The 20,488-nt window shown below is 58.7% G+C and carries 16 protein-coding genes; 12 read left to right on the forward strand and 4 right to left on the reverse strand.

The genetic code is table 11. The features are described 5' to 3' along the window. Nucleotides 1-85 precede the first annotated feature (85 nt). Both M9Q49_RS05330 and M9Q49_RS05335 read left to right on the forward strand, forming a co-directional pair. Nucleotides 86-298 carry a hypothetical protein gene (locus tag M9Q49_RS05330; protein ID WP_254507660.1) on the forward strand — a complete coding sequence of 71 codons (213 nt, stop codon included), beginning with the start codon at nucleotides 86-88 and terminating at the stop codon, nucleotides 296-298. A 2-nt stretch (nucleotides 299-300) separates the two neighbouring features. Continuing rightward, the gene (locus tag M9Q49_RS05335; protein ID WP_254507661.1) at nucleotides 301-1,485 is read left to right on the forward strand and encodes a hypothetical protein; all 1,185 of its coding nucleotides are present in this window, start codon (nucleotides 301-303) and stop codon (nucleotides 1,483-1,485) included. Between the two features lie 271 nt (nucleotides 1,486-1,756). Here M9Q49_RS05335 and M9Q49_RS05340 read toward each other — a convergent pair whose 3' ends face one another. Continuing rightward, nucleotides 1,757-2,386 carry a phosphoribosylaminoimidazolesuccinocarboxamide synthase gene (locus tag M9Q49_RS05340; RefSeq protein WP_254507662.1) on the reverse strand — a complete coding sequence of 210 codons (630 nt, stop codon included), beginning with the start codon at nucleotides 2,384-2,386 and terminating at the stop codon, nucleotides 1,757-1,759. 134 nt (nucleotides 2,387-2,520) lie between these two features. Between M9Q49_RS05340 and M9Q49_RS05345 the strand changes: the two genes are divergently transcribed. Both M9Q49_RS05345 and M9Q49_RS05350 read left to right on the forward strand, forming a co-directional pair. Continuing rightward, entirely contained in the window at nucleotides 2,521-3,228 is a 708-nt protein-coding gene (locus tag M9Q49_RS05345) for a hypothetical protein (RefSeq protein WP_254507663.1), read from the forward strand. A 185-nt stretch (nucleotides 3,229-3,413) separates the two neighbouring features. Then, nucleotides 3,414-3,962 carry a hypothetical protein gene (locus tag M9Q49_RS05350; protein ID WP_254507664.1) on the forward strand — a complete coding sequence of 183 codons (549 nt, stop codon included), beginning with the start codon at nucleotides 3,414-3,416 and terminating at the stop codon, nucleotides 3,960-3,962. Nucleotide 3,963: 1 nt separating this feature from the next. On the opposite strand, the gene M9Q49_RS05355 is transcribed toward M9Q49_RS05350, so the two are convergent. Further along, nucleotides 3,964-4,854: a phosphoribosylaminoimidazolesuccinocarboxamide synthase gene (locus M9Q49_RS05355; protein ID WP_254507666.1), complete on the reverse strand. Its 891-nt coding sequence runs from the start codon at nucleotides 4,852-4,854 to the stop codon at nucleotides 3,964-3,966. Nucleotides 4,855-5,032: 178 nt separating this feature from the next. Between M9Q49_RS05355 and M9Q49_RS05360 the strand changes: the two genes are divergently transcribed. Then, nucleotides 5,033-6,514, forward strand: a complete 1,482-nt coding sequence (locus M9Q49_RS05360; protein ID WP_254507667.1) for an endo-1,4-beta-xylanase — start codon at nucleotides 5,033-5,035, stop codon at nucleotides 6,512-6,514. Nucleotides 6,515-6,707: 193 nt separating this feature from the next. After that, nucleotides 6,708-7,790: a 3-keto-disaccharide hydrolase gene (locus tag M9Q49_RS05365; protein WP_254507668.1), complete on the forward strand. Its 1,083-nt coding sequence runs from the start codon at nucleotides 6,708-6,710 to the stop codon at nucleotides 7,788-7,790. A 94-nt stretch (nucleotides 7,791-7,884) separates the two neighbouring features. Here M9Q49_RS05365 and M9Q49_RS05370 read toward each other — a convergent pair whose 3' ends face one another. Further along, entirely contained in the window at nucleotides 7,885-8,382 is a 498-nt protein-coding gene (locus tag M9Q49_RS05370; RefSeq protein ID WP_254507669.1) for a cyanophycin metabolism-associated DUF1854 family protein, read from the reverse strand. Continuing rightward, nucleotides 8,379-10,727 (reverse strand): cyanophycin metabolism-associated ABC transporter, encoded by a 2,349-nt coding sequence (locus M9Q49_RS05375; RefSeq protein ID WP_449224114.1) that lies wholly within the window; start codon nucleotides 10,725-10,727, stop codon nucleotides 8,379-8,381. The genes M9Q49_RS05370 and M9Q49_RS05375 overlap by 4 nt, the downstream gene beginning before the upstream one ends. A gap of 1,064 nt (nucleotides 10,728-11,791) precedes the next feature. Here M9Q49_RS05375 and cphA point away from each other — a divergent pair. The 6 genes from cphA to M9Q49_RS05405 all read left to right on the forward strand — a co-directional run bounded on the left by cphA (nucleotide 11,792) and on the right by M9Q49_RS05405 (nucleotide 20,464). Beyond that, nucleotides 11,792-14,482 (forward strand): cyanophycin synthetase, encoded by a 2,691-nt coding sequence (gene cphA, locus M9Q49_RS05380; protein WP_254507673.1) that lies wholly within the window; start codon nucleotides 11,792-11,794, stop codon nucleotides 14,480-14,482. 9 nt (nucleotides 14,483-14,491) lie between these two features. Next, entirely contained in the window at nucleotides 14,492-14,749 is a 258-nt protein-coding gene (locus M9Q49_RS05385) for a hypothetical protein (protein WP_254507674.1), read from the forward strand. Nucleotides 14,750-14,850: 101 nt separating this feature from the next. Next, complete coding sequence (locus tag M9Q49_RS05390) at nucleotides 14,851-15,120, forward strand: hypothetical protein (protein ID WP_254507676.1); 270 nt, start codon at nucleotides 14,851-14,853, stop codon at nucleotides 15,118-15,120. A gap of 164 nt (nucleotides 15,121-15,284) precedes the next feature. After that, nucleotides 15,285-15,689, forward strand: a complete 405-nt coding sequence (locus M9Q49_RS05395; RefSeq protein ID WP_254507678.1) for a hypothetical protein — start codon at nucleotides 15,285-15,287, stop codon at nucleotides 15,687-15,689. Between the two features lie 9 nt (nucleotides 15,690-15,698). After that, complete coding sequence (locus M9Q49_RS05400; RefSeq protein WP_254507679.1) at nucleotides 15,699-16,064, forward strand: cystatin domain-containing protein; 366 nt, start codon at nucleotides 15,699-15,701, stop codon at nucleotides 16,062-16,064. A gap of 224 nt (nucleotides 16,065-16,288) precedes the next feature. Further along, nucleotides 16,289-20,464: a beta strand repeat-containing protein gene (locus M9Q49_RS05405; protein WP_254507681.1), complete on the forward strand. Its 4,176-nt coding sequence runs from the start codon at nucleotides 16,289-16,291 to the stop codon at nucleotides 20,462-20,464. The last annotated feature ends 24 nt before the right edge of the window (nucleotides 20,465-20,488 follow it).

Consider the following 20,488-nt stretch of genomic DNA (forward strand, 5'->3'; position numbering starts at 1 on the left):
CCGTCGCCTGTGACAGTCCGATCACGGATTTCGCCTGGTCGTTGGTTGTGGGACCAATCGCGAATATTGCTGACGTAGTAAAGAAGTGCTCAAGAAGAAAGGCGAAACGATTATGTTGCAGTTAGAGCCGACTGCGCTCCCGATCCGCAACAATACGACGTATTCGGGCAATCGACAATTTACGCTGACCGCTACTGGCGCCGCTCCGCCGCCGGGTGCAACAAATAATGTCAGTGTTTCGCCGACCAATGGCACGGCGACGATCACTATTTACGAAGATGAATGGTGGTTGGAGTAATCATGGCCCGCGCACTTACGTTAGCTTTCCTGGCTTCGATTGTCCTGGTATGCACGATAAGTACTGCGCATGCGCAGCCCAGGATCGCAGCGCTCGTGCCGCGTGCGGGCGGCGACAATGCGCTCAACTCGCACGGGTGGGCGCTCGAGCGTGATCCTGACCGAATCGTGCTGATGAGCCCGTCCAAGATTTCGCTGCACGCGAGGGCAAAAGGTGGATTACTTGAAACCGGCGAATCAGTCGTGGCGAACGAGCATGAGCTTTCTTATTTCACCATCGCAAACTTGGGAAACGCCCGATTTTTTCTACCCGACACCAATGGAACATCGTTCGCGGTTTTCGAGGCCAAACGGGAGCCAAATCCGCACCTCGAGCGTCTCAAGGACCTCACGTTTTCGCGGAAGTTCCGGCAAACCAATGGACTGTCGAATGGAGCGTCTGTCATCCTTACACTCCCGTCCGGTCCGCTGGCAGTTTTTCGCAGGGTTCATGAAGTTTCTTCGGTGCAATGGAATGCAGAGGCGCGAACCATCGAATCCGGTGGGAAGGCATGGGACGGCGATCAAAAGTGGCATACTTCACCCCTTCCTTCATTGAGTGCGCTTTGCACACTAGGGGATGGAGAGGCGCTCGTCGCCGCGCAACGTCTGGACTCTTCTGAAACTGGACGTTTGACCATCTTCCAAGCCTTTCCCGACAGGCTAGAGCCGCTCACTGTGACTACTGAAAAGCAGCACAATGAAAAAGTTCGCCAGGGACTTCTCCTCTTGATGTCGCTCGCGTCGTCGCGAGATGGAAAGCTTGTCGTGGGCTGCGGCGGGGAGCAGGCAACTCTCTTTGAGTGCAATGAGAAGAAGGAGTTGACTCATCGCGGGCTTTATTGTTCTGCTATTGATAAAGACAACCACGGCTGGGCAACCGGCATTGAAGGTTTGGTTCGCCCACGACTGTGCGCGGTGGGCGATACCTGCGAAAGGATTGCTTTTGTCGATGAACTCGGCGGCGGTGTGTCGCTCTGTCGATATGACTTGACTACACGAAAATTGGTCCTCGTGCAGGCGGTTGATTTGAGCAAGTTGTTGTCGGATAAAGCGGGGACTCCCATCGCTGTAACATTTGCAGGGGAATATCTGCGAATTTCAACAACTCGCTACCAGCTGATCGAACTCGATTTTGAGAAGCGATAATACCTATGTCGAGTACGCTTCAGCGACTGCAGGTGAGAGTAAGGTGTCAGGCATCTTTTCAGTTGCCCTTCGCTTGCTGGTTGGGTATTTTTCCGCTTCATGGGAAGGCCGCGTCGGATGATGCTAGGTGCGTGGTGTACCGAGTTGTACCTGTCTACCCAATCACGTTCTGACTTAAAGATTCCCAAGAATTAGCCGAGGTAGGTCAGTTTGGTACTCCGCGCTGACTCAAAACCGGTCGTCTTTGAACTTTGAGTCCGACGAAGTTGGACTATTCGGGCAACGTCGTCCCCGTCAGCTTTTGCAGCGCTTCAAGATACTTCGCGCGAGTTTGTTGTGCCACTTCATCCGGCAAATGCGGTGGTGGGCTGTTTTTGTCCCAGGTGGTCGTTTCGAGCCATTCGCGGAGGAATTGTTTGTCGAAGGAGGGTTGCGGGCCGCCGGGGTGGTAGCGGTCGGCGGGCCAGAAGCGGCTGCTGTCGGGGGTGAGGACTTCGTCGCAGAGGATCAGCTTGCCTTCGTACCAGCACCATTCGAGTTTAGTGTCGGCGATGATCACGCCGTGGGCCAGCGCGTGGGCGGCGGCGCGGGTGTAGACGTCGAGCGTGAGGCGTTTTAGTTCGGCGGCTGTTTCTTGGCCGATGAGGTTAGCCATCTCGGCAAACGAGATGTTGATGTCGTGGCCGCTTTCTTCCTTGGTCGCGGGTGTGAAGATCGGCTCGGGGAGTTTGTCGCACTGCTTCAAGCCGGGGGGCAGGGCCACGCCGCAGACGGCCTGGTTTTGGCGGTATTCTTTCCAGCCGCTCCCTTCGAGGTAGCCGCGGACGACGCACTCGATGGGGACGATTCGGGCTTTGCGGCAGATCATCGAGCGGCCTCGCAGCGGCTGATACCGCGCCATTCTTTTGACCTGATAAAGATTGCCGATGGAATGCTAGAATTGCACAATCTTCACGGCGAGAATCATAGGCTTGTGTCATTCGATAATTTGTTTAAGCAGATTTCCGGTGTCGATGCGCAGTAGGGAGCGACCAAATGAATTGTTTTCGTGCCCGAAATTGCATGGCTCCCTTTACAGGCACTGCGTTCATCACTTTGGCTGTTGTCTTCTCTGCTTGGCCCGACGAGCCAGATTCTCCTCGGTTCAATTTCGCTGGCACGGCGGGTTTTCCTCCGGGTAGGCAAATCGACAATGTGCATGCGCGAATTTCAATCGCCATGAATCGCGCCGGAGTTAGATTTGTAGATATTGACGTCTTCATCGGGAAGATAGCTCCCGACAATCTCAAGCCGCCAGCGATTAATGAAGAATTTGAGCTGACCTACCCACTCTTGAAGAAAGGAGAGGAACTACCTCTAGGTAACCGTGTTCTCACTATCTCCAACATTGCCCCCACTACAGCACGCGGGGGAGAGTTGGTTCAGTTTGAAGATTCGGTGCAATACGTGGAATCGGGCAACTTTATCGATTACTTTGCCCTATTGGAATCTACCAATGAGGCTGGCCTACGATGCAAATCTGGCAGTGTCTGTGTTCGAAAGATCGCTGGTTCCGTTAAGGAGAGCGGTAGGCAGGCAAAGCATGCCGAGGTCCAAATTACGGTGGCCGGGAAAACAGAAGATCGGACCTTGTTTATCGGTGATAAATTCAACCTGGGGAAACTTAGATTTAAGATCGGTGAGATCGTTTCTACGAGTGACACAGGCCGTCGCTACGGCTGGGTCATCTTGGAACGGTATTAAACGCTTCGGGTAAGCAAAGCTTGTTCAGCGCCTCTAAATACATTTCCCGTGATTGCTGCGGAGGTGTTACCGGGGTGGTTGCGGTCAGTGGGCCAGAAGCGGCTGCTGTCGGGGGTGAGGACCCCAGGTGCGATCTTTGCTGGTGTGGGGCTAGGAAATTGGTACGACATTTAATGGAGTGATGTATGCGATTTATTTCCTCCAGTGTGTTCAGTGTGCTGAGTTTTGTGGTGCTCTTCGTTGTACCCGCCTTCGCCATTGGACCGGTTCAGATTGATGAACTTTCTCCTGAGAGTAAGGTCCTATGGGACAACACGGTGGTTGTGACCGCAGTTGTCAAAGAGATTGCCAAGGAAGAGAAGACTTGGCGCGTCGTCAGCCTGGCACCCATTAGCGTACTCAACGGCGAATTGGACCCAGGAAAGAAGGCGCTTATCCGCATCGGCTACGCGGATTCGGGTTTTCTCGCAATTCCGCATATCCAAGAAGGGGATCGCGTCATCGCAATCTGTCGTCGTCGAGGCGCCGGAGAAATACCTGAGTTCGAGTGGGCAAAGGATTGCAATCCAGGAGATCATGCGCTGCGAGTCGGATTTGTTGGAGCGGGAGATGTGGTGATCTGCGGGTTCTGTGTTCTCTCGCGACCAGGCGAGATTTCCGATCTCGAAAAGGCGGCGTTGCGTGTGGAGGGGCTCGTGGAAAAAATTCGCGAGATCCGAACTCAGCCCAAGTAGGTCACTCGGGCAGCGAGTTACTCGTCAGCTTTTGAAGCGCTTCCAAATACTTAGCCCGAGATTGCTGCACTACTTCTTCGGGCAAATGCGGTGGTGGGCTGTTTTTGTCCCAGGTGGTGGTTTCGAGCCATTCCCGGAGGAATTGCTTGTCGAAGGAGGGTTGCGGGCCGCCGGGTTGGTAGCGGTCGGCGGGCCAGAAGCGGCTGCTGTCGGGGGTGAGGACTTCGTCGCAGAGGATCAGCTTGCCTTCGTACCAGCCCCATTCGAGCTTGGTGTCGGCGATGATCACGCCGTGGGCCAGCGCGTGGGCAGCGGCGCGGGTGTAGACGTCGAGCGTGAGGCGTTTTAGTTCGGCGGCTGTCTCCTGGCCGATGAGGTTGGCCATCTCGGCAAACGAGATGTTGATGTCGTGGCCGCTTTCTTCCTTGGTCGCCGGCGTGAAGATCGGCTCGGGCAGTTTGTCGCACTGCTTCAGACCCGGCGGCAGGGCGACCCCGCAGACGGCCTGATTCTGGCGGTATTCTTTCCAGCCGCTCCCTTCGAGGTAGCCGCGGACGACGCACTCGATGGGAACGATTTGGGCTTTGCGGCAGATCATCGAGCGGCCGCGGAGTGGCGCGCGATCGATATTGACGGGAAGTTTTAATTGGTCGACATCTTGCGAGAGCAAGTGATGCGGTACCTGCAGCAAGTCGAACCAAAACGCCGACAGCTGCGTGAGGATCCGCCCTTTGTCGGGAATGCCGTTGGGCATGACCCAGTCGAAGGCGCTAATGCGGTCGGACGCCACCAGCAGCAGTTGATCGCCCAGGTCGAAGACGTCTCGCACCTTGCCGCGGCGGACAGGAACGCCAGGAATTTCGGTCTGCAACCAGGGAGTGGAGGTGGTCATCGTAATGAAGTCGCCGCGACGGGTAGAGACGCAGAGGAAAACCGCAAGTTTACCGCTTGTGACGCCTTCTGCCATCGCGGTTGCTGCCGGCTGGGCGTTACGATAAACTCGCGAAGCGCCAGGCTGTGCACCTTTTCACCCGGCGCGCCTGCTTTTCGTTCGAGAATCCAAGCACTCCATGGGCCAGCTGCGTTTTATCGTTCCCGCTCCCGAGCGGCTGGCTCAACACGGCCGGGAACTGGCCTACGTCGCCGGAGCCGACGGCATTCCTTGGGAAGGCCGAGCCAAGCTCGACGGCAAACTGCTGACGATCGACCGCGACCAGCGTGAGTCGGGTTGGACGTATGTTCCCTGGCACGTGCCGAAGCGCGGCGTGCTGATGCTCTGCACCGGCAGTTTGATGGAACGGCAACAGGCTTATTCGCTGCCGATCGAACTGGCTCGCGGCACGATCACGCGGTTGCGAAACCAGGCCGCGGCCTGGCAACAAGCGGGCATGAATTTGCCGCCGGCGTTTGTCAATTCTTCGCGACTGGCCACGGCCAAGCTCATCGCCGCGATCACCGAACGCAAAGAAGAAGCAGCGGCTGCCCTCGCCGACGAGAGTCTGCTGCACGGACTCGACGCTGCCGATCACTTGGCCGTTTCTTACACGCAGCAGGTGCTCGATATTCGCCGCGGGCAGCACAGCGTGTTGCCGACGCTGCTCGGTGCTCGGTTGGAAAAGGCGCCGGCGAAAGAGATTGCCGACGAATTGGCGGCCGCGTCAAACACTTCGCTCATTTCGCCGCGCTGGCCGATCGTCGAACCGGAGCCCGGCCAATTTGCTTGGGAAAACACCGACGGCGCATTGCAGTGGGCTCGCGAACGTGGCCAGCGAGTCTGCCTCGGTCCGCTCGTGCAACTCGATCGCGCGAGCCTGCCCGATTGGCTGTTCTTGATGGCCGACGACTTCGATGAAGTGCTGGAATATGTCCTGCAATATCTTGAAGCCGTGGTGCAGCGTTATCGCGGCCGTGTTCATCTTTGGCATGTCGCCGCGCGGATGAACCTGCCGACCGGCATCGCCATGGATGAAGAGCAGCGGCTGAAGCTCACTGTCGAAGCCATCGACCGCGTTCGCACGCTCGATCCGCGCACGCCGATGGTGGTGAGTTTCGATCGGCCCTGGGCGGAATACATCGCTGCGGAAGATCAAGAACTCACGCCGCTCCACTTTGCCGATACGCTGGTCCGCGGCGGTTTGGGCCTGGCCGGAGTTGGGCTTGAGCTGAACCTTGGTTACTGGCCGGGCGGCAGCGCGATGCGTGATTTGCTCGAGATCAGCCGGCTGATCGATCGTTGGAGCCAACTCGGCGTGCCGCTGGTCCTGCAACTGACGATGCCCAGCAACGACGCGCCCGATCCACTCGCGCGGCATCACGAAAAGCCACATTATTGTCAACCATTCGGGCCGTTCACGCCGACCGAGCAAGCGGCCGTGATGAAAAAGCTCGGCATGCTGTTACTGGCCAAGCAGCCGGTGCAGGCTGTGTTCTGGAATCAGGTGCGCGACGACTCGCCGCACGACTATCCGCTCGGCGGCCTGGTCGACATGGGGGGCAAACTCAAGCCGCTCGTTCCCGTACTGGCGAAGCTCCGGGCCGACCTGCTGAGCTGATCGCCCTCTGGCGAGCGTGGCTACAACCGATCGTGCTGGTTGTACTTTCTGTAAGGTGGCCGGTTCGGCAGGTCTGCCACTTGCATTTGCCCCCGCGCCCGATCACCCTAAGCGGGCAAAGTACATTTGCTTACGGCAAAAATGCTGGCAATTTCATCTTGAGATAGCAACGGCGATGTGTGGAGTGCGTGCAATGAGGCGGTTGGTATTCACTTGTTTGTTGTTCAGCGCGTTTGCTGGTTTGATTTCAGCCGTCGCCGGTGCGGCGGATCCACCGAAGGACAAAGCGAAGCAGACGTTTCTCAATGCCAAGGAAGCGGGCCTCGATTACCAACTGCAAGGCGAGTGGTACGGCAGCGCGCGAGTCGCGGCTTGGGGCTGGATGAACTGCGGTTTGCAAGTCGTCTCGTACGGCGGTGGAAAGTTCGAAGCGGTGCTGTACCGCGGCGGTTTGCCGGGCGCTGGTTGGGATCAGCAGACGAAGCTGAAATTGAAAGGTCAGAGTAACGAGCAAAAAATTCTGTGGCTCGAAACCGAAGGTTTCAAAATCGCCGTGACGACCGGCAACGCCACGGTCTACGATGCTTACGGTATTGCGGGAACGCTCTACAAACAAAATCGCGTCAGCCCGACGATGGGCTTGCAGCCGCCATCGAATGCGGTGGTCCTCTTCAATGGTACGAAGTCGGATGAGTTAAAAGGGGCGAAGCTGACCGAGGACAAGTTGTTGCTTGCCGGTGTGTTGACGAAGATGCCGGTCGGCGATTTCCGGCTGCACATCGAATTCCGCACGCCATTCATGCCCAATGCGAAGGGCCAAGCTCGCGGCAACAGCGGCGTGTACATTCAGCAGCGATACGAGGTGCAGATCCTCGATTCGTTCGGCCTCGACGGTGTCGCCAACGAATGCGGCGCTTTGTACACGCAGCAAAAACCCCTCGTGAATATGGCCCTGCCGCCACTGACCTGGCAGACCTACGACATCTGGTTCTCGCAACCAAAGTGGTCGGCCGAAGATCCCAAGAAGAAAATGGAGAACGCGCATATTACCGTCATGCACAACGGCGTGGCGGTCCAATCGCATTACAGCATCAAGAACAAAACCGGCGGCGGCAAAGTGGAAGGGATCGAGACCTTTCCGATCAACCTGCAAGACCACGGCAACCCCGTGACCTTCCGCAACATCTGGATCGTGCCTAGCCAGGGCGACACGATGCCGACGGCCACGGCGGCTACGACGTATCAGAGCTGCTGCGGCCGGCGCCGCTGCCGGTAAGGGCGCGTAGCACGAACCCCTAGGTTCGTGCGAGCGGGCGACTCACACGAACTTAGGGGTTCGTGCTACGTCGCTGGCGAGCGCCCATTTCTCGCTACGCGTACTCTTCCAAAATTCGCCGACTATAGCTGTCGAGCTTGCGGAAGTCAGGAACGAGATACCGCTGGCCGACGGCGTCGACGATCAAAAGTTTGCCGGGGGCGAGGGTGCGGATGTCGTCTTCGCTTTTGAGGACAAAGTGAGTCGGGCCGCGGCTGGTTTGCACTTCCCAGGCGCTCGGTTCGGTGTCGCCGCTGCAGTGTACGACGCGTTCGATGACCGGCAGGAACTCCAGATCGGCGAGTTCGTCTTCCAGGATCTTGCGCAGGTTGCTGGGGAGCGCGAGCAGGTCTTCGATCAGTAGCAGTTCTTTGTTGTCCGGCCCCGTGAGCGAGATCCAGTGCTCGCGATCGGAGAACGGAAACATTCGGAGCGGCGTCACGCCGACGAAGCGTTCGCCGTCGGCGTTGATCAGCGTCAAACGGCCGAAGGCATCGCGGGCGAGGCCGAAGGTGCCGTTGGGGGCCAGTTCGTTTTTCATCGGCTGGGTCATGGCGCGACTCCTTGCGTCAGTTCGTACTGCGCCTGATGGAGCTTCGCGTAGGCACCGTTCTTATCGAGCAGTTCGCCGTGAGCGCCGACTTCCATCACCCTCCCCTGCTCCATCACCACGATGCGGCTTGCATTGCGGAGCGTACTGAGGCGGTGAGCAATCGCGATCGTGGTGCGACCCTTGGTCAGCACATCGAGTGCTTCTTGAATCTCGCGCTCGGTTTCGGTGTCGACCGAAGACGTTGCTTCGTCGAGGATCAGAATTCGCGGGTCGGTGAGGAGCGCGCGAGCGATCGAAATGCGTTGCCGTTCACCGCCGGAGAGCGATTGACCTCGTTCGCCGACGATCGAATCGTAGCCGTCGGGCAAACGCAAAATAAAATCGTGAGCCTTGGCTGCTTTCGCGGCGGCGATGATCTGGCCGCGAGTCGCCTCGGGCTTGGCGTAGGCGATATTCTCGGCAATCGAGCCGAAGAATAAGAACGGTTCTTGCAGCACGATGCCGATGTTGCGTCGATATTCTTCGACCGGGAACGAGCGAATATCGACGCCGTCGACGGTGATGGAGCCGCTGGCCACATCGTAGAAACGGCAGACAAGATTGACGAGCGTGCTTTTGCCGGCGCCGCTCGCCCCGACCAAGCCGATCATTTCGCCGGGCGCGATCGACAGGCTGACGTCATTGATGACTTGCCGCGTGCCGTACGAGAAACGAATGTCTTTGATTTCGATCCGGCCTTCGACGCGCCCAGGCGTGACGGGCTTCACCGGCTCGGCAACGCTCGGAATGCGATCGAGAATTTCAAAAATGCGATGCGCCGCCGCTGCAGCACGCTGCGAGTTCGTAAACATTCGGCTGAGTGCATCGAGCCGCGTGTAAAAGCGGCCGATGTAGGCAAGGAACCCAATCAGTACGCCGACCTTCAAGCCGTGATAAGCAATCAGATACACGCCAAAGGCCCAGATCACTAGCATGCCGCTGTCGGTCAGCAGGCTCACCATCGGGCCGAAGAACGCCCAGACGCGGTTGACGCGGTCGTTCGATTCCAGCACGTGGTCGTTGGCATGTTTGAAACGCTCAACTTCGCGGCGTTCTTGAGCAAAGGCCTTCACCACGCGAATGCCGGGGATCGTATCCGAGAGAACGCTGATCATATTGGACCAGGTGCGATTCTCTTGATTGAAACCATGCCGCATGGTTTTGCGGAGCTGCGAGATCATCCAAGCGATGATCGGAAACGGCACGAGGGTGGCGATGGCTAGTCGCCAATCGATCGAAAGCAAAATGATCGCCGTGCCGAAGATCATCAGCAGGTCGCTGGCGAACTCGAGCAAGTAAATCGAGAGGAACGTGCAGATTTTATCGGTGTCGCTGCCGACGCGCGAAATGAGATCGCCGGTCCGCTTGCCACCGAAAAACTCCAGCGACAGTCGTTGCAAATGCGTGTACATCGCATTCCGCAAGTCGGCGGCGATGCGCGAGCTGAGCCGCGCGACAATCCAGGTCTTGGCCCAGCCGAGCCACCAACTGAGTACGGCGGCTGCGAGCAATCCGGCGAGATAATAAGGAACGAGTTCCAAGCCGCGAGCGCGTTCTTCGGGGGTGCCCGCCGCGATCGGCGTGAGCACGTCATCGACGAGGGGAATGGTCAGGTAAGGCGGAATCAGCGTCGCCGCCGTGGCGGCGATCGTGAAAAAGAGCCCAAAGCCCAGCAACATGCCGCGGGCCTGAGCAAACGGCAGGACTCGCAGCAGCGACTTCGACGGCGGCAACTGCGCCATCGGCGCACAGTTCTGGCAGGTGACGTCTTCGGGACCGAGCGTCGTGCCACAGGAAGGGCAGACAGTAATCGTGTCTTTTTCGGCGAGCGTTTCGTGCCGCAGCGCTGCGGTCACCCGCTGAGCAAAGCGATGGGCCGCCGTGGTGTGGCGGGTTGTGAATCGCCACACGGCGAGGCGAGCATCGGCTGATTGGATCTCAATCGAGCCGAGGCCGAACTGATCGTCGGAGCGGATCGAGACTATATCTTCCCGCGGCCAAGCTTCGACCTTTTGTTTTTGGCCGGCTGCTGCATTTCCGGCCGAAATCGCGACAAAACGTCGTTCGGTGAGGAGCAGCAGGCTCTTGCCGTAGTTCAATTGGCGGTCGAGGTCGACCTCCAACCAGCAGATCGAAGTTTCGCCATCCTGGAGCGCTGCGGCCATCGCTGCCCCCCATTCTGGAGGAGCGGCGGAGGCAGAAATGGTAGGCAATGTTGCGGTCACGGTCCGGAGAGCTGGCGGGGAACAGCAAACTTCAAATAATTCTTTGGTCGTCCGGTAACGGGGCGTAACCGGTATGCCCATAGTTTATTCCAGAGACCCCAAAAAATGGTCTCTCGCGGTTCAGTTGGCTAAATCTTAGGAATCCTGCAGCGATCTAGCTAGCCGAAACCTCGGCAACGAGCATAATAATCGTCACAAATTACCGGTGGTAAACCGGGGAAGAAGAGAAGTCTGGTGCGATTGGCGAGGGACGTCGCCTCGGGCGTCGCGGGTGTTCGGTAGCGAACATTGCGGCGCATCAGTACTGGCTGTTGTTGATGGTTCAGACACGGAGGTGCCTGGCGATCAAGAATGGCTGTCTTCTTTTGCGGAGCAGTTGATAAGGTCGGCCACTCGCAGTCTGAAACGCCTACGTGAGCGCCAGGTTGCCGCCGCCTCCAAAGTCAATTGACCTGTTCGATGCATAGCAGCACACAAGTGCCGCTCCTAACGTTAGCGCAAACTCTATCGCCGTGGAACTCACGTCGACATTTCACAGAGTGGGCTACAACTGCGCGCCGCGCCTGTCGATATAGGATAGGACCCGGCGGGACCAATTTGCGCAACTGCGACGAAAGTGCGGACTGCGTAAACGGGCCACCAGTTTTCGGCTCGAAAGCGCCGATTGTCGCGAAACAATATTGCCGCGGCGAACATCAAGTCCTTGGGTTGCGTAAGAGATCACGGCTTTCCCCAAAGCCGATAGGAATCACACCTGACTCTGTCAGGCTGGAGTCGGATTCTCCTTCGCAGCATCAATCGCCGCCTGGCCTGCTGGCAACATCGCAGGACGCGGCGATTACACAGGCTGGAGTTCGTTTTTTGCGACATTTTTCGCTCGCTCAACCTTATTTCTGATCACAGTCGCATCAGAATTGCATGGCAGGAAGCCACACTGCGTGTTCGCAGTAACCTTGACCTCTCCTCCCTACTTTCTGCCTTAACCCTTCACCGCCAGTCATGTAAATCGATCAAACCCCAACGTTCGCGCACGATCCCCTGAGGGTGCTGATTGCATCGCTGGTGCGGATTGCCGCGACACAGCCAGTCCGCACAACCTCTCCCCAACTTACAACCGCATCTTTCAGTAGGCTTGAATCACAGTCATGGAATTCCGTAAAGTTCTCGCGCTGCGTGGACCTAACTATTGGGCCAACTTTCCCGTCCTTGAGGCCTGGGTCGATCTGGGTGAATGGAAAGATCATTCCTCGGAAATGATTCCCGGATTCAACGAACGGTTGATGTCGTGGTTGCCCACGATGATCGAACACCGCTGCTCGGTCGGTGAACGGGGCGGATTCTTCGAACGCCTCCGCCGCGGCACGTACCAGGCTCACATCCTGGAACACGTGTGCCTCGAGCTGCAGTCGCTCGCCGGCACCGAGGTCGGCTTTGGCCGGGCTCGCGAAACGTCGGAAGAAGGCGTTTATAAGGTGGCGATCGAATACACCGAAGAAACGCTGGCCCGCGCCTGCCTCGAAAAGGCTCGCGAACTGGTAATGGCTGCCTGGTTGGATCAGCCCTTCGACGTCGCTGCCGAAGTGCAACGGCTGAAGGAACTGGCTTATGACTCGTGCCTAGGGCCGAGCACGGCTGCCATCGTCGATGCTGCTGTCGCCCGTGGCATTCCCTACCGCCGCCTGAATACCGGTAGCCTGGTCGTGCTCGGTCACGGTCACAAGCAACGCCGCATTCTGGCCGCCGAAACCGATCGGACCGGCGCGATTGCCGAATCGATCGCGCAAGATAAGGACCTGACCCGCGCTCTGCTCAGCAGCGTCGGCGTACCAGTTCCCGAAGGCCGGCCGGTGAAAGATGCCGAAGACGCCTGGGAAGCAGCTCAAGAGATCGATGCGCCCGTCGTGGTCAAGCCGCAGTTCGGCAACCATGGCCGCGGTGTTGCCACGAACCTGACGACTCGCGAACAAGTGATCGCCGGTTTCGAAGCCGCGATCAAAGAAGGCAAGGACATCATCGTCGAGAAGTTTGCCCCTGGCGCCGATCACCGGCTGCTGGTGGTGGGCAACAAGGTGATCGCCGCTGCTCGCCGCGATCCACCCACGGTGGTTGGCGATGGCAAGTCGACCGTCGCTCAACTCGTGGCCGAGGTCAACAAGGATCCGCGCCGCAGCGATGGTCACGGCACGGTGATGAGCTTTGTGAAGCTCGACACAATTGCTTGTGCAGTGCTCGCCGATCAAGGTCTGTCGCCCGATGCGATTCCTGCCGCGGGTCAGCCTGTGCTCATTCGCCGCAATGCGAACCTCAGCACCGGTGGTACCGCGATCGACGTGACCGACGAAGTTCATCCGACTGTCGCCGAGCAAGCCGTGGATGCCGCTCGCGTCATCGGTCTTGATATCGCCGGCGTCGACATCATCTGCCAAGACATTCGTCAGCCGCTGAACGAACAAGGTGGCATCGTGTGCGAAGTGAACGCCGGCCCCGGCCTGCGGATGCACTTGCAACCTGCTGCTGGTCAGCCAAAGCCGGTCGGCGAAAAGATCGTCGACCTGATGTTCCCGAATGGCGAAAACGGCCGCGTGCCGATCGTCGCCATCACCGGTGTGAACGGCAAGACGACCACGACGCGCCTCATCGCTCATATTCTGAGCGTGACCGGTCGCACGGTCGGCCTGACCTGCACCGATGGCATTTACATCGGCAACCGTCGCCTCGATACGGGCGACTGCAGCGGTCCGAAGAGTGCTCGCGCGGTACTCATCAACCCCACGGTCGAAGCTGCCGTGTTGGAAACAGCTCGCGGCGGTATCCTCCGCGAAGGTCTGGCCTTTGATCAATGCGATGTCGCCGTCGTGACCAACATCGGCGAAGGCGATCACCTCGGCCTGGCCGATATCAACGATCTCGAAAAGCTCGCTCGCGTAAAACGCGTGATCGTCGACGCTGTGGCGCCGACTGGTTACGCAGTGCTCAACGCTGCCGATCCGCTCGTCGTCGGCATGGCCGAGAAGTGCCCCGGTGGTGTCGTGTTCTTTGCGATCGACGAGAACAATCCGGTGCTGCAAGAACATCGCGCTGCCAACGGCCGCGTGGTGTTTGTACGCGACAACAGCGTAGTACTCGCCGACGGCTTGTCGGAATTCTCGCTCCTGTCGCTCGAGCGGATTCCGCTCACGCACGGCGGCCGAGTTTCCTTTCAAGTCGAAAACGTCCTCTCCGCCTCGGCTGCGGTGTGGGCTCTCGGTGTGCCCGCCGAACAGATCCGGGCTGGTCTCGAATCGTTCCACGCCAGCGTGGGCAAGTCGCCAGGCCGCTTCAACCTGTTCTCGTTCAACGGTGCGACGATCATTGTCGACTACGGCCACAATCCGTCGTCGCTCCTCGCCCTGATGGATGTGATCCAGCAGTTCCCGCATCAGCATCGCTTCGCGGTTTACTCTGCGGCTGGCGATCGCCGCGATGTCGACTTGATCCGCCAGGGCGAAATCCTCGGTGAACACTTCGACCGCGTGATCGTGTACGAAGATCACTACCTCCGCGGCCGCCAACCGGGCGAAATCTCGGCTCGCTTCCGCGAAGGTCTCGAGAAGGGCAAACGGGTCAAGGAGATTCAGGAAATCACCGGTTGGAAGATTGCCTGCGAAAAAGCGCTGGCCAACGTCCGCCCCGGCGAACTGATGCTCCTGCAAGCCGACGTCGTCGATGAAACGGTCGACTATCTCAAGTCGCTCGTCGCCGCCGACATGGCTATCCGTCAGATCGACCTGCAAGAAGCCCTCGCCCAGCCGAAGCCCAGCGACACGCCGCACTCCAGCCGCGTGCCGTTGAAATAAGGGAACATGATGCGAAGCCTGCCATCGCTGCTCGCTGTTGTCCTATTCCTCTTGCCGCTGTCATTTGCCACCGCGCAAATCGTCGGTGGCTGGAAGAAGTTAGACGTCAAAGAGCCCGCGGTGATCGAAGCCGCGGACTTCGCCATCAAAGCTCAGCAAGCGGCTCAAAAAAAGCTGGCAAAGACGAAACGCTCGCGCTGCAGAAAATCGTGGCAGCCGAGCAGTAGGTCGTTGCCGGAATCAACTGCAAGCTTACCTTGCTCGTGAAATCGGTTCATGCGATTGTCTGGACGCGCGCCTGGCTCAAACTCGAAGAACGATCGCAACTCACTTCGTGGAAGCTGCTCGACAATAAAGAGTAGCAATACATGAGTAACCGCACCTGGGTCTGCCTGAAATGCTGCAAGTCGCAGCGGCGGCCCCAAGCGCTTACCGAGCTCAAGTGCCCGCATTGCCAGGAACCTTGCGAACCGCTGAACTGGAAAATTCGCATTCCTTCGCCCAAAAACAAGCGGGAGTGGAAGGCTTTTTGGGAGCAGATCCTCGCCGAGAAGGCCTTGCTGGCCGAATTTGAGCGGAACCCGAGCATCAAGGAGCTCAAACTGGACCTTCCCCGGCGGATTTATCGCCGCGATTAGGCCAGCCAGGGATTACGCTCCCTTCTCCATCCGCACTTGCAAGAAACGGCCCTAACCCGAGAATACTGTCTTTGCGGCTGTTTGCTGTAGTGCCGTCTGGTGCCTCCCCTTTCGAAGCGGGGGCGAACCGCCCGTAATTGCCCGCCGCGAGAGGGTTTCTCCCTGTGGATCGACGTTTTGTTACCCTTCTGGTCGTTACCTTCCTGATTTGGACGGCTTTCTTGGCCGGCAAGCAAATCTTTGCCCCGCCCAAGCCCGTTGCCAAAAATCAGCCCAAAGCCGTCCAACCGGGTGAAATCTCGGCCCGCTTCCGCGAAGGTCTCGAGAAGGGCAAACGGGTCAAGGAGATTCAGGAAATCACCGGCTGGAAGATTGCCTGCGAAAAAGCGCTGGCCAACGTCCGCCCCGGCGAACTGATGCTCCTGCAAGCCGACGTCGTCGATGAAACGGTCGACTATCTCAAGTCGCTCGTCGCCGCCGACATGGCTATCCGTCAGATCGACCTGCAAGAAGCCCTCGCCCAGCCGAAGCCCAGCGACACGCCGCACTCGCGCGTGCCGCTGAAGTAAAGGATTGCGATGCGCCCGCTGTTCGCCATTGTCGTCCTGATGATGTTGCCGTTATCTTTCGCCGCCGCGCAAGTCGTTGGCGGCTGGAAGAAAGCGGATGTGAAAGATCCCGCGGTAATCGAAGCCGCGGACTTCGCCGTCAAAGCGCAGCAAGCCGCGCTGAAAAAAGCCGGTAAGGATGAGACGCTCGCGCTGCAAAAAATCGTTGCAGCCGAGCAGCAAGTGGTCTCTGGCATGAATCGCAAGCTTACGCTCCAAGTGAAGTCGGGCGACCAAATCCAATCGATCGAGACCATTGTCTGGACCCGCGCTTGGCTCAAGTCCGAAGAGCGTTCGCAACTTTCTGCGTGGAAAGTCCTCGAAACGAAAGAGTGATTTCCACTCCTCCGCAGTTTTCCAACCGCCGGTGGTTCCGCGCGCAGGACAGCGACGTATTTCTGCCATTTTGTGAAAATGGGCTATTTGGGGATTGTGCATAGCGATTCTGTGCATTTATCATATCCCCGTCTGAGGTATTAAACCCTCCGGAAGAGCGTGGCTCCACTCTCCTAGGCCGCAAACTTCCTCCATCTCGCCCATTCCAACAGAGGAAATTCTCCATGGCTTTGACCCACCGTACCCCTGCGCGCCGCCGGAAATTGACACAGGGAGCTGCCAAGAAACGTCAGTCGCGTTTTTTTGAGCAACTCGAAGAACGCACGGTGATGGCCGTGACTTGGGGAGTGCAATCGGATTTCTTTGGTACGCAGGACGTAATCAGTCAACCGCGCAGTCTCCGCGGCCTGGCGTTGTCGAGCGATGATCAACATCTCTATGCCGGCTTTATCAACGGCTCATCCACCTCGGCGATCCGAGAGGTCTCGTCCGGCATCAACACCGGACTCATTGGCAACGGCGTGCCCGGCCCGACGTACGGTGCGAATTCGGCTTATTCCGCTGGCGTTGAGGCGTCACTCTCGACGACCAGCCAGCAGCCGCGCGGCCTGGCCACCGACGATCGTGGCAATGTTTATTCGACACTCAGCTCCGGCTCGAATTCGCTGACTCAAATCTGGGGAGTCTTTCCCAGCAATCTCTCCGCTCCGCTGTCATCCAAGTCATCGACCAACAACATTGCGACGTCGCAAATCAGTGGCATGGCAACGGCCAAACTGGGCGGAAACTACTACACGTATGTCGGTTGGAAAAACGGTCTGATCGAACGGTGGAACGTGAACGATCCGGCCAATCCAACGCTTGACACCAGTTGGGGCGCGGCTGGCACGCCGGGCAAGATCAGCCTGAAGTCGATCACGGCAAATGCCTATTTGAATAATCTAGAGATCGATACGGACGGCACAATTTTTGTCGCTGGTGGTTTGCTGGGGACCACGTCGTTTGGTGACGCGTTGATCAAGATTCCCGCGGCGGCAGCAGCCAGCGGCAATCTGGCGACAGCGACATCGGTGGCCGTGAGCGGCGGTGCCAACGATACGGCTGGTGTGTATGGCGCCATGGATGTCGCGCTCTATGCCGGCAAGGCTTACGTGACTCAATATCTGCAAACCAATTCGACGATCTCGTCGTTCTACACTCTCGACCTGACGAGTGCGGGAAAGATCACACCGAACATCACTACGCTGGCCGGGCCCTCGGGCAAAGTCAGCACGTACAACAACGGAACGGATTCAGGCTTCTCCGGAATCGAAATCAGCTCGGACGGCAAGATTTACTTGGCCGAGCAGGTCTACAGCATGGTCGCGGCTGCCAGTAGCTACACGCCTCCCGGCGGAGCGGCGATGACCGGGACGCGGATTCTTTTTGATCGGGTGCTGGTCTCTTCGGCACTCGATGTCGCTGGCCCGGTGACGAGCGCTGTGGTTGCCACACCCAATCCGATTGTCGCCGGTGCGCTGAACTCGGTGACGGTGACAGCGACCATCAGCGATGCGACGACAAATGCCTCGCCAATCGCGAGCGCGGAGTATCGAGTCAACGGCGGCGACTGGTTGCCGATGGCTGCCGTGGATGGTGTTTTTGATGAAGTGCCCGAGGACGTGACGGCCACGTTCACGCTGGGCGCTGCCGGAATCACTGTCCCAGGCAATTACTCGATCGATGTCCGCGGCAAGGATTCGGCAAATCAAATCGGCGCGTCGGCTTCAGTGACGCTGGAAGTGCTCGGCAGTGCGCCAGATATCACCAGCGATAACAGTGCCACCTTCACAGTCGGCTCGTTCAGCACTTTTAATGTCACGGTCGATGGTGTGCCGACGCCGGAACTCGATATCACTGGCCAACTGCCGAGCGGTGTGTCGTTTGTCGATAACGGCAATGGCACGGCGACCCTCAGCGGTACGCCGGATGTCGGCGAAGGGGGCGTGTACACGTTCACGATCATGGCGAGCAACGGCATTCTGCCGATGGACTCGCAGGAATTTACGCTGACGGTCAACGAAGCGCCGACCTTTGCCAGCGCGAATGCGACCACGTTCACCGTGGCTGTGCTTGGTTCATTTACCATCACCACAAACGACTTCTATCCTTCGCCAGCTACGATTACCTATACCGGCAGTCTGCCGAACGGCGTGAGCCTGGTCGACAATGGCGACGGCACGGCGACTCTCTCGGGCACTCCTGCCGGCGGAACGCAAGGGAGCTATGAGATCGCACTGACGGCGAGCAACGGCGTTGCTCCAAACGGCACGCAATCATTCACGCTGACGGTCAATCCGCCGCCGATCGATTACGGCGATGCTCCTGATACCTACGGCACGCTGCTGGCCTCGAATGGCGCTCGCCACGGACTGCAAGGACCGACGTTGGGGGCGACGCGCGATGCCGAAGCCAATGGTCAACCGAACCTAACCGCGACCGGGGACGGCGCTGATGAAGATGGCGTCGTGCTGCCGGCCAATTTGTATGCTCGTCTTGGAGCCAAGATCACTGTCACTGCTTCGGCGGCCGGACGTCTCGATGCCTGGATCGATTTCAATCGCAACGGCGTGTTCGATGCCAGCGAGAAGATCGCCGATGGCGTGAATGTGGTGACTGGCAGTAACACACTAGCGATCAACGTGCCGACCAACACGGTCGCAGGCGCGAGCTATGCTCGCTTCCGTTTGAGTTCGACCGGCGGATTGTCTCCCACCGGTGCAGCCGCTGATGGCGAAGTGGAAGACTACGCAGTCAATCTCGTTTCGCCGGCGCTTGGTTCGATCGCGGTGATCGATGACCCAGAAAATCCGGGCCACGGCTTGCTCGTGGTGCGCGGTACCAATTACTTCTATGAAACGATCACCGTTGCGCCGACCGCTGGTCAGCCCGGCAAGGTGACCGCCAGCATTTCTCCCGGCGTGTCTGTACCGGGCATCGACCTGGCGAGCTTCGATCGAATTGCCATCTTCGGTGAAGCCGGTTTTGATCAGATCACCATCAACAGCGCCATCACCAAGCCGAGCGTGATCTACGGCGATGCGGGTTTCGACACGATCAACGGCGGTGGCGGCAACGACGTGATCTACGGCGGCGCCGATTACGATTCGCTCAACGGCAACGGTGGTGACGACACGTTCGTCAACGAAGGTGGCGCCGATAGCGTGAATGGCGGCGCGGGGACCGACACGATCATCAAGATCGGCTCGGGGACGTTCAACCTGTCGAACGGCTCGGTGTCGGATGGTTCCGGCTCGGCTTCGCTCAGCAGTATCGAAAAAGCCAGGCTTATCGGTGGTGCCGCCGCGGATACGTTCAATGTGGCGGGCTGGAGCGGCATCTCTGCCGAAATCGAAGGTGGCGGCGGTGCGAATTTGATCGCCGATAGCGCCGATGGCAACTTCGTGCTGCAGCCGAATCAATTGGTCCGAACCGTCGGCAGCACAACCACGACCATTCAGTTCACCAACATTCAAACCGCGCGACTGACGGGGGGCTTTGGCAACAACAACTTCGATCTCTCGGGTTGGACGCAAGCTGCGATTCTCGATGGCGGATATTTCGGTACTGACTCAGTAACCGTGGCTGGCGATGTGAGCTACTTGTTGTCGGACACGATGCTTCTTCGTCCATCGTTCGGTCAGATTCGGCTCGCCGGATTTGAAAACGCGGTGCTGAATGGCGGCGCGTCGAACAATTCGTTCGACCTGATCAACTGGAAGAGCGCCGCAACGGTGAACGGCCTCGGGGGCACTGACAAGATCATCGCCGCTGGCAATGTGAACTTCACGCTGACGAATACGACGCTCACGCGGAGCACCGGCGGCGCAATCGCGCTGGCGAGCATCGAGCAAGCTGAACTCAGCGGTGGCGCTGGCGCTAACACGATCAACGCGTCGGGATTCTCCGGCAACGTGAAGCTCGACGGCGCTGACGGCAACGACACGCTCACCGCTGGCAGTGGCTTGGCGATTCTGTTGGGTGGCGCTGGCAACGACATTCTCAACGCCGGCACGGGGCGCGCCGTGATGATCGGCGGCTTGGGTGTCGACACGTTGAACGGCGGCAGCAACGACGACTTGCTCGTTGACGGCACGACAGTGCACGACAGCAGCAGCGCGGCCCTCGCGCTGATCCTCGCTGAATGGGCGTCGGCCAGCAGCTACAACGATCGCGTCGCGCACCTCACCGGCACGCCGGGCGGGGTGAATGGCAGCACGCACCTCGGCGGCAGCAACGTGATCCACGATACCGCGGTCGACTCACTGTTCGGCAACGCGGGCGATGATCTGTTCTTCGCGAAGCTCACCGCGCCGAATCAGGACAACGTGACCAAGACGAGTGGTGAAACGGCACAGTAGTGCTCGCCGTGAAATCAAACGCCC

The sequence above is a fragment of the Anatilimnocola floriformis genome (genome assembly GCF_024256385.1).
GTDB lineage: Bacteria > Planctomycetota > Planctomycetia > Pirellulales > Pirellulaceae > Anatilimnocola > Anatilimnocola floriformis.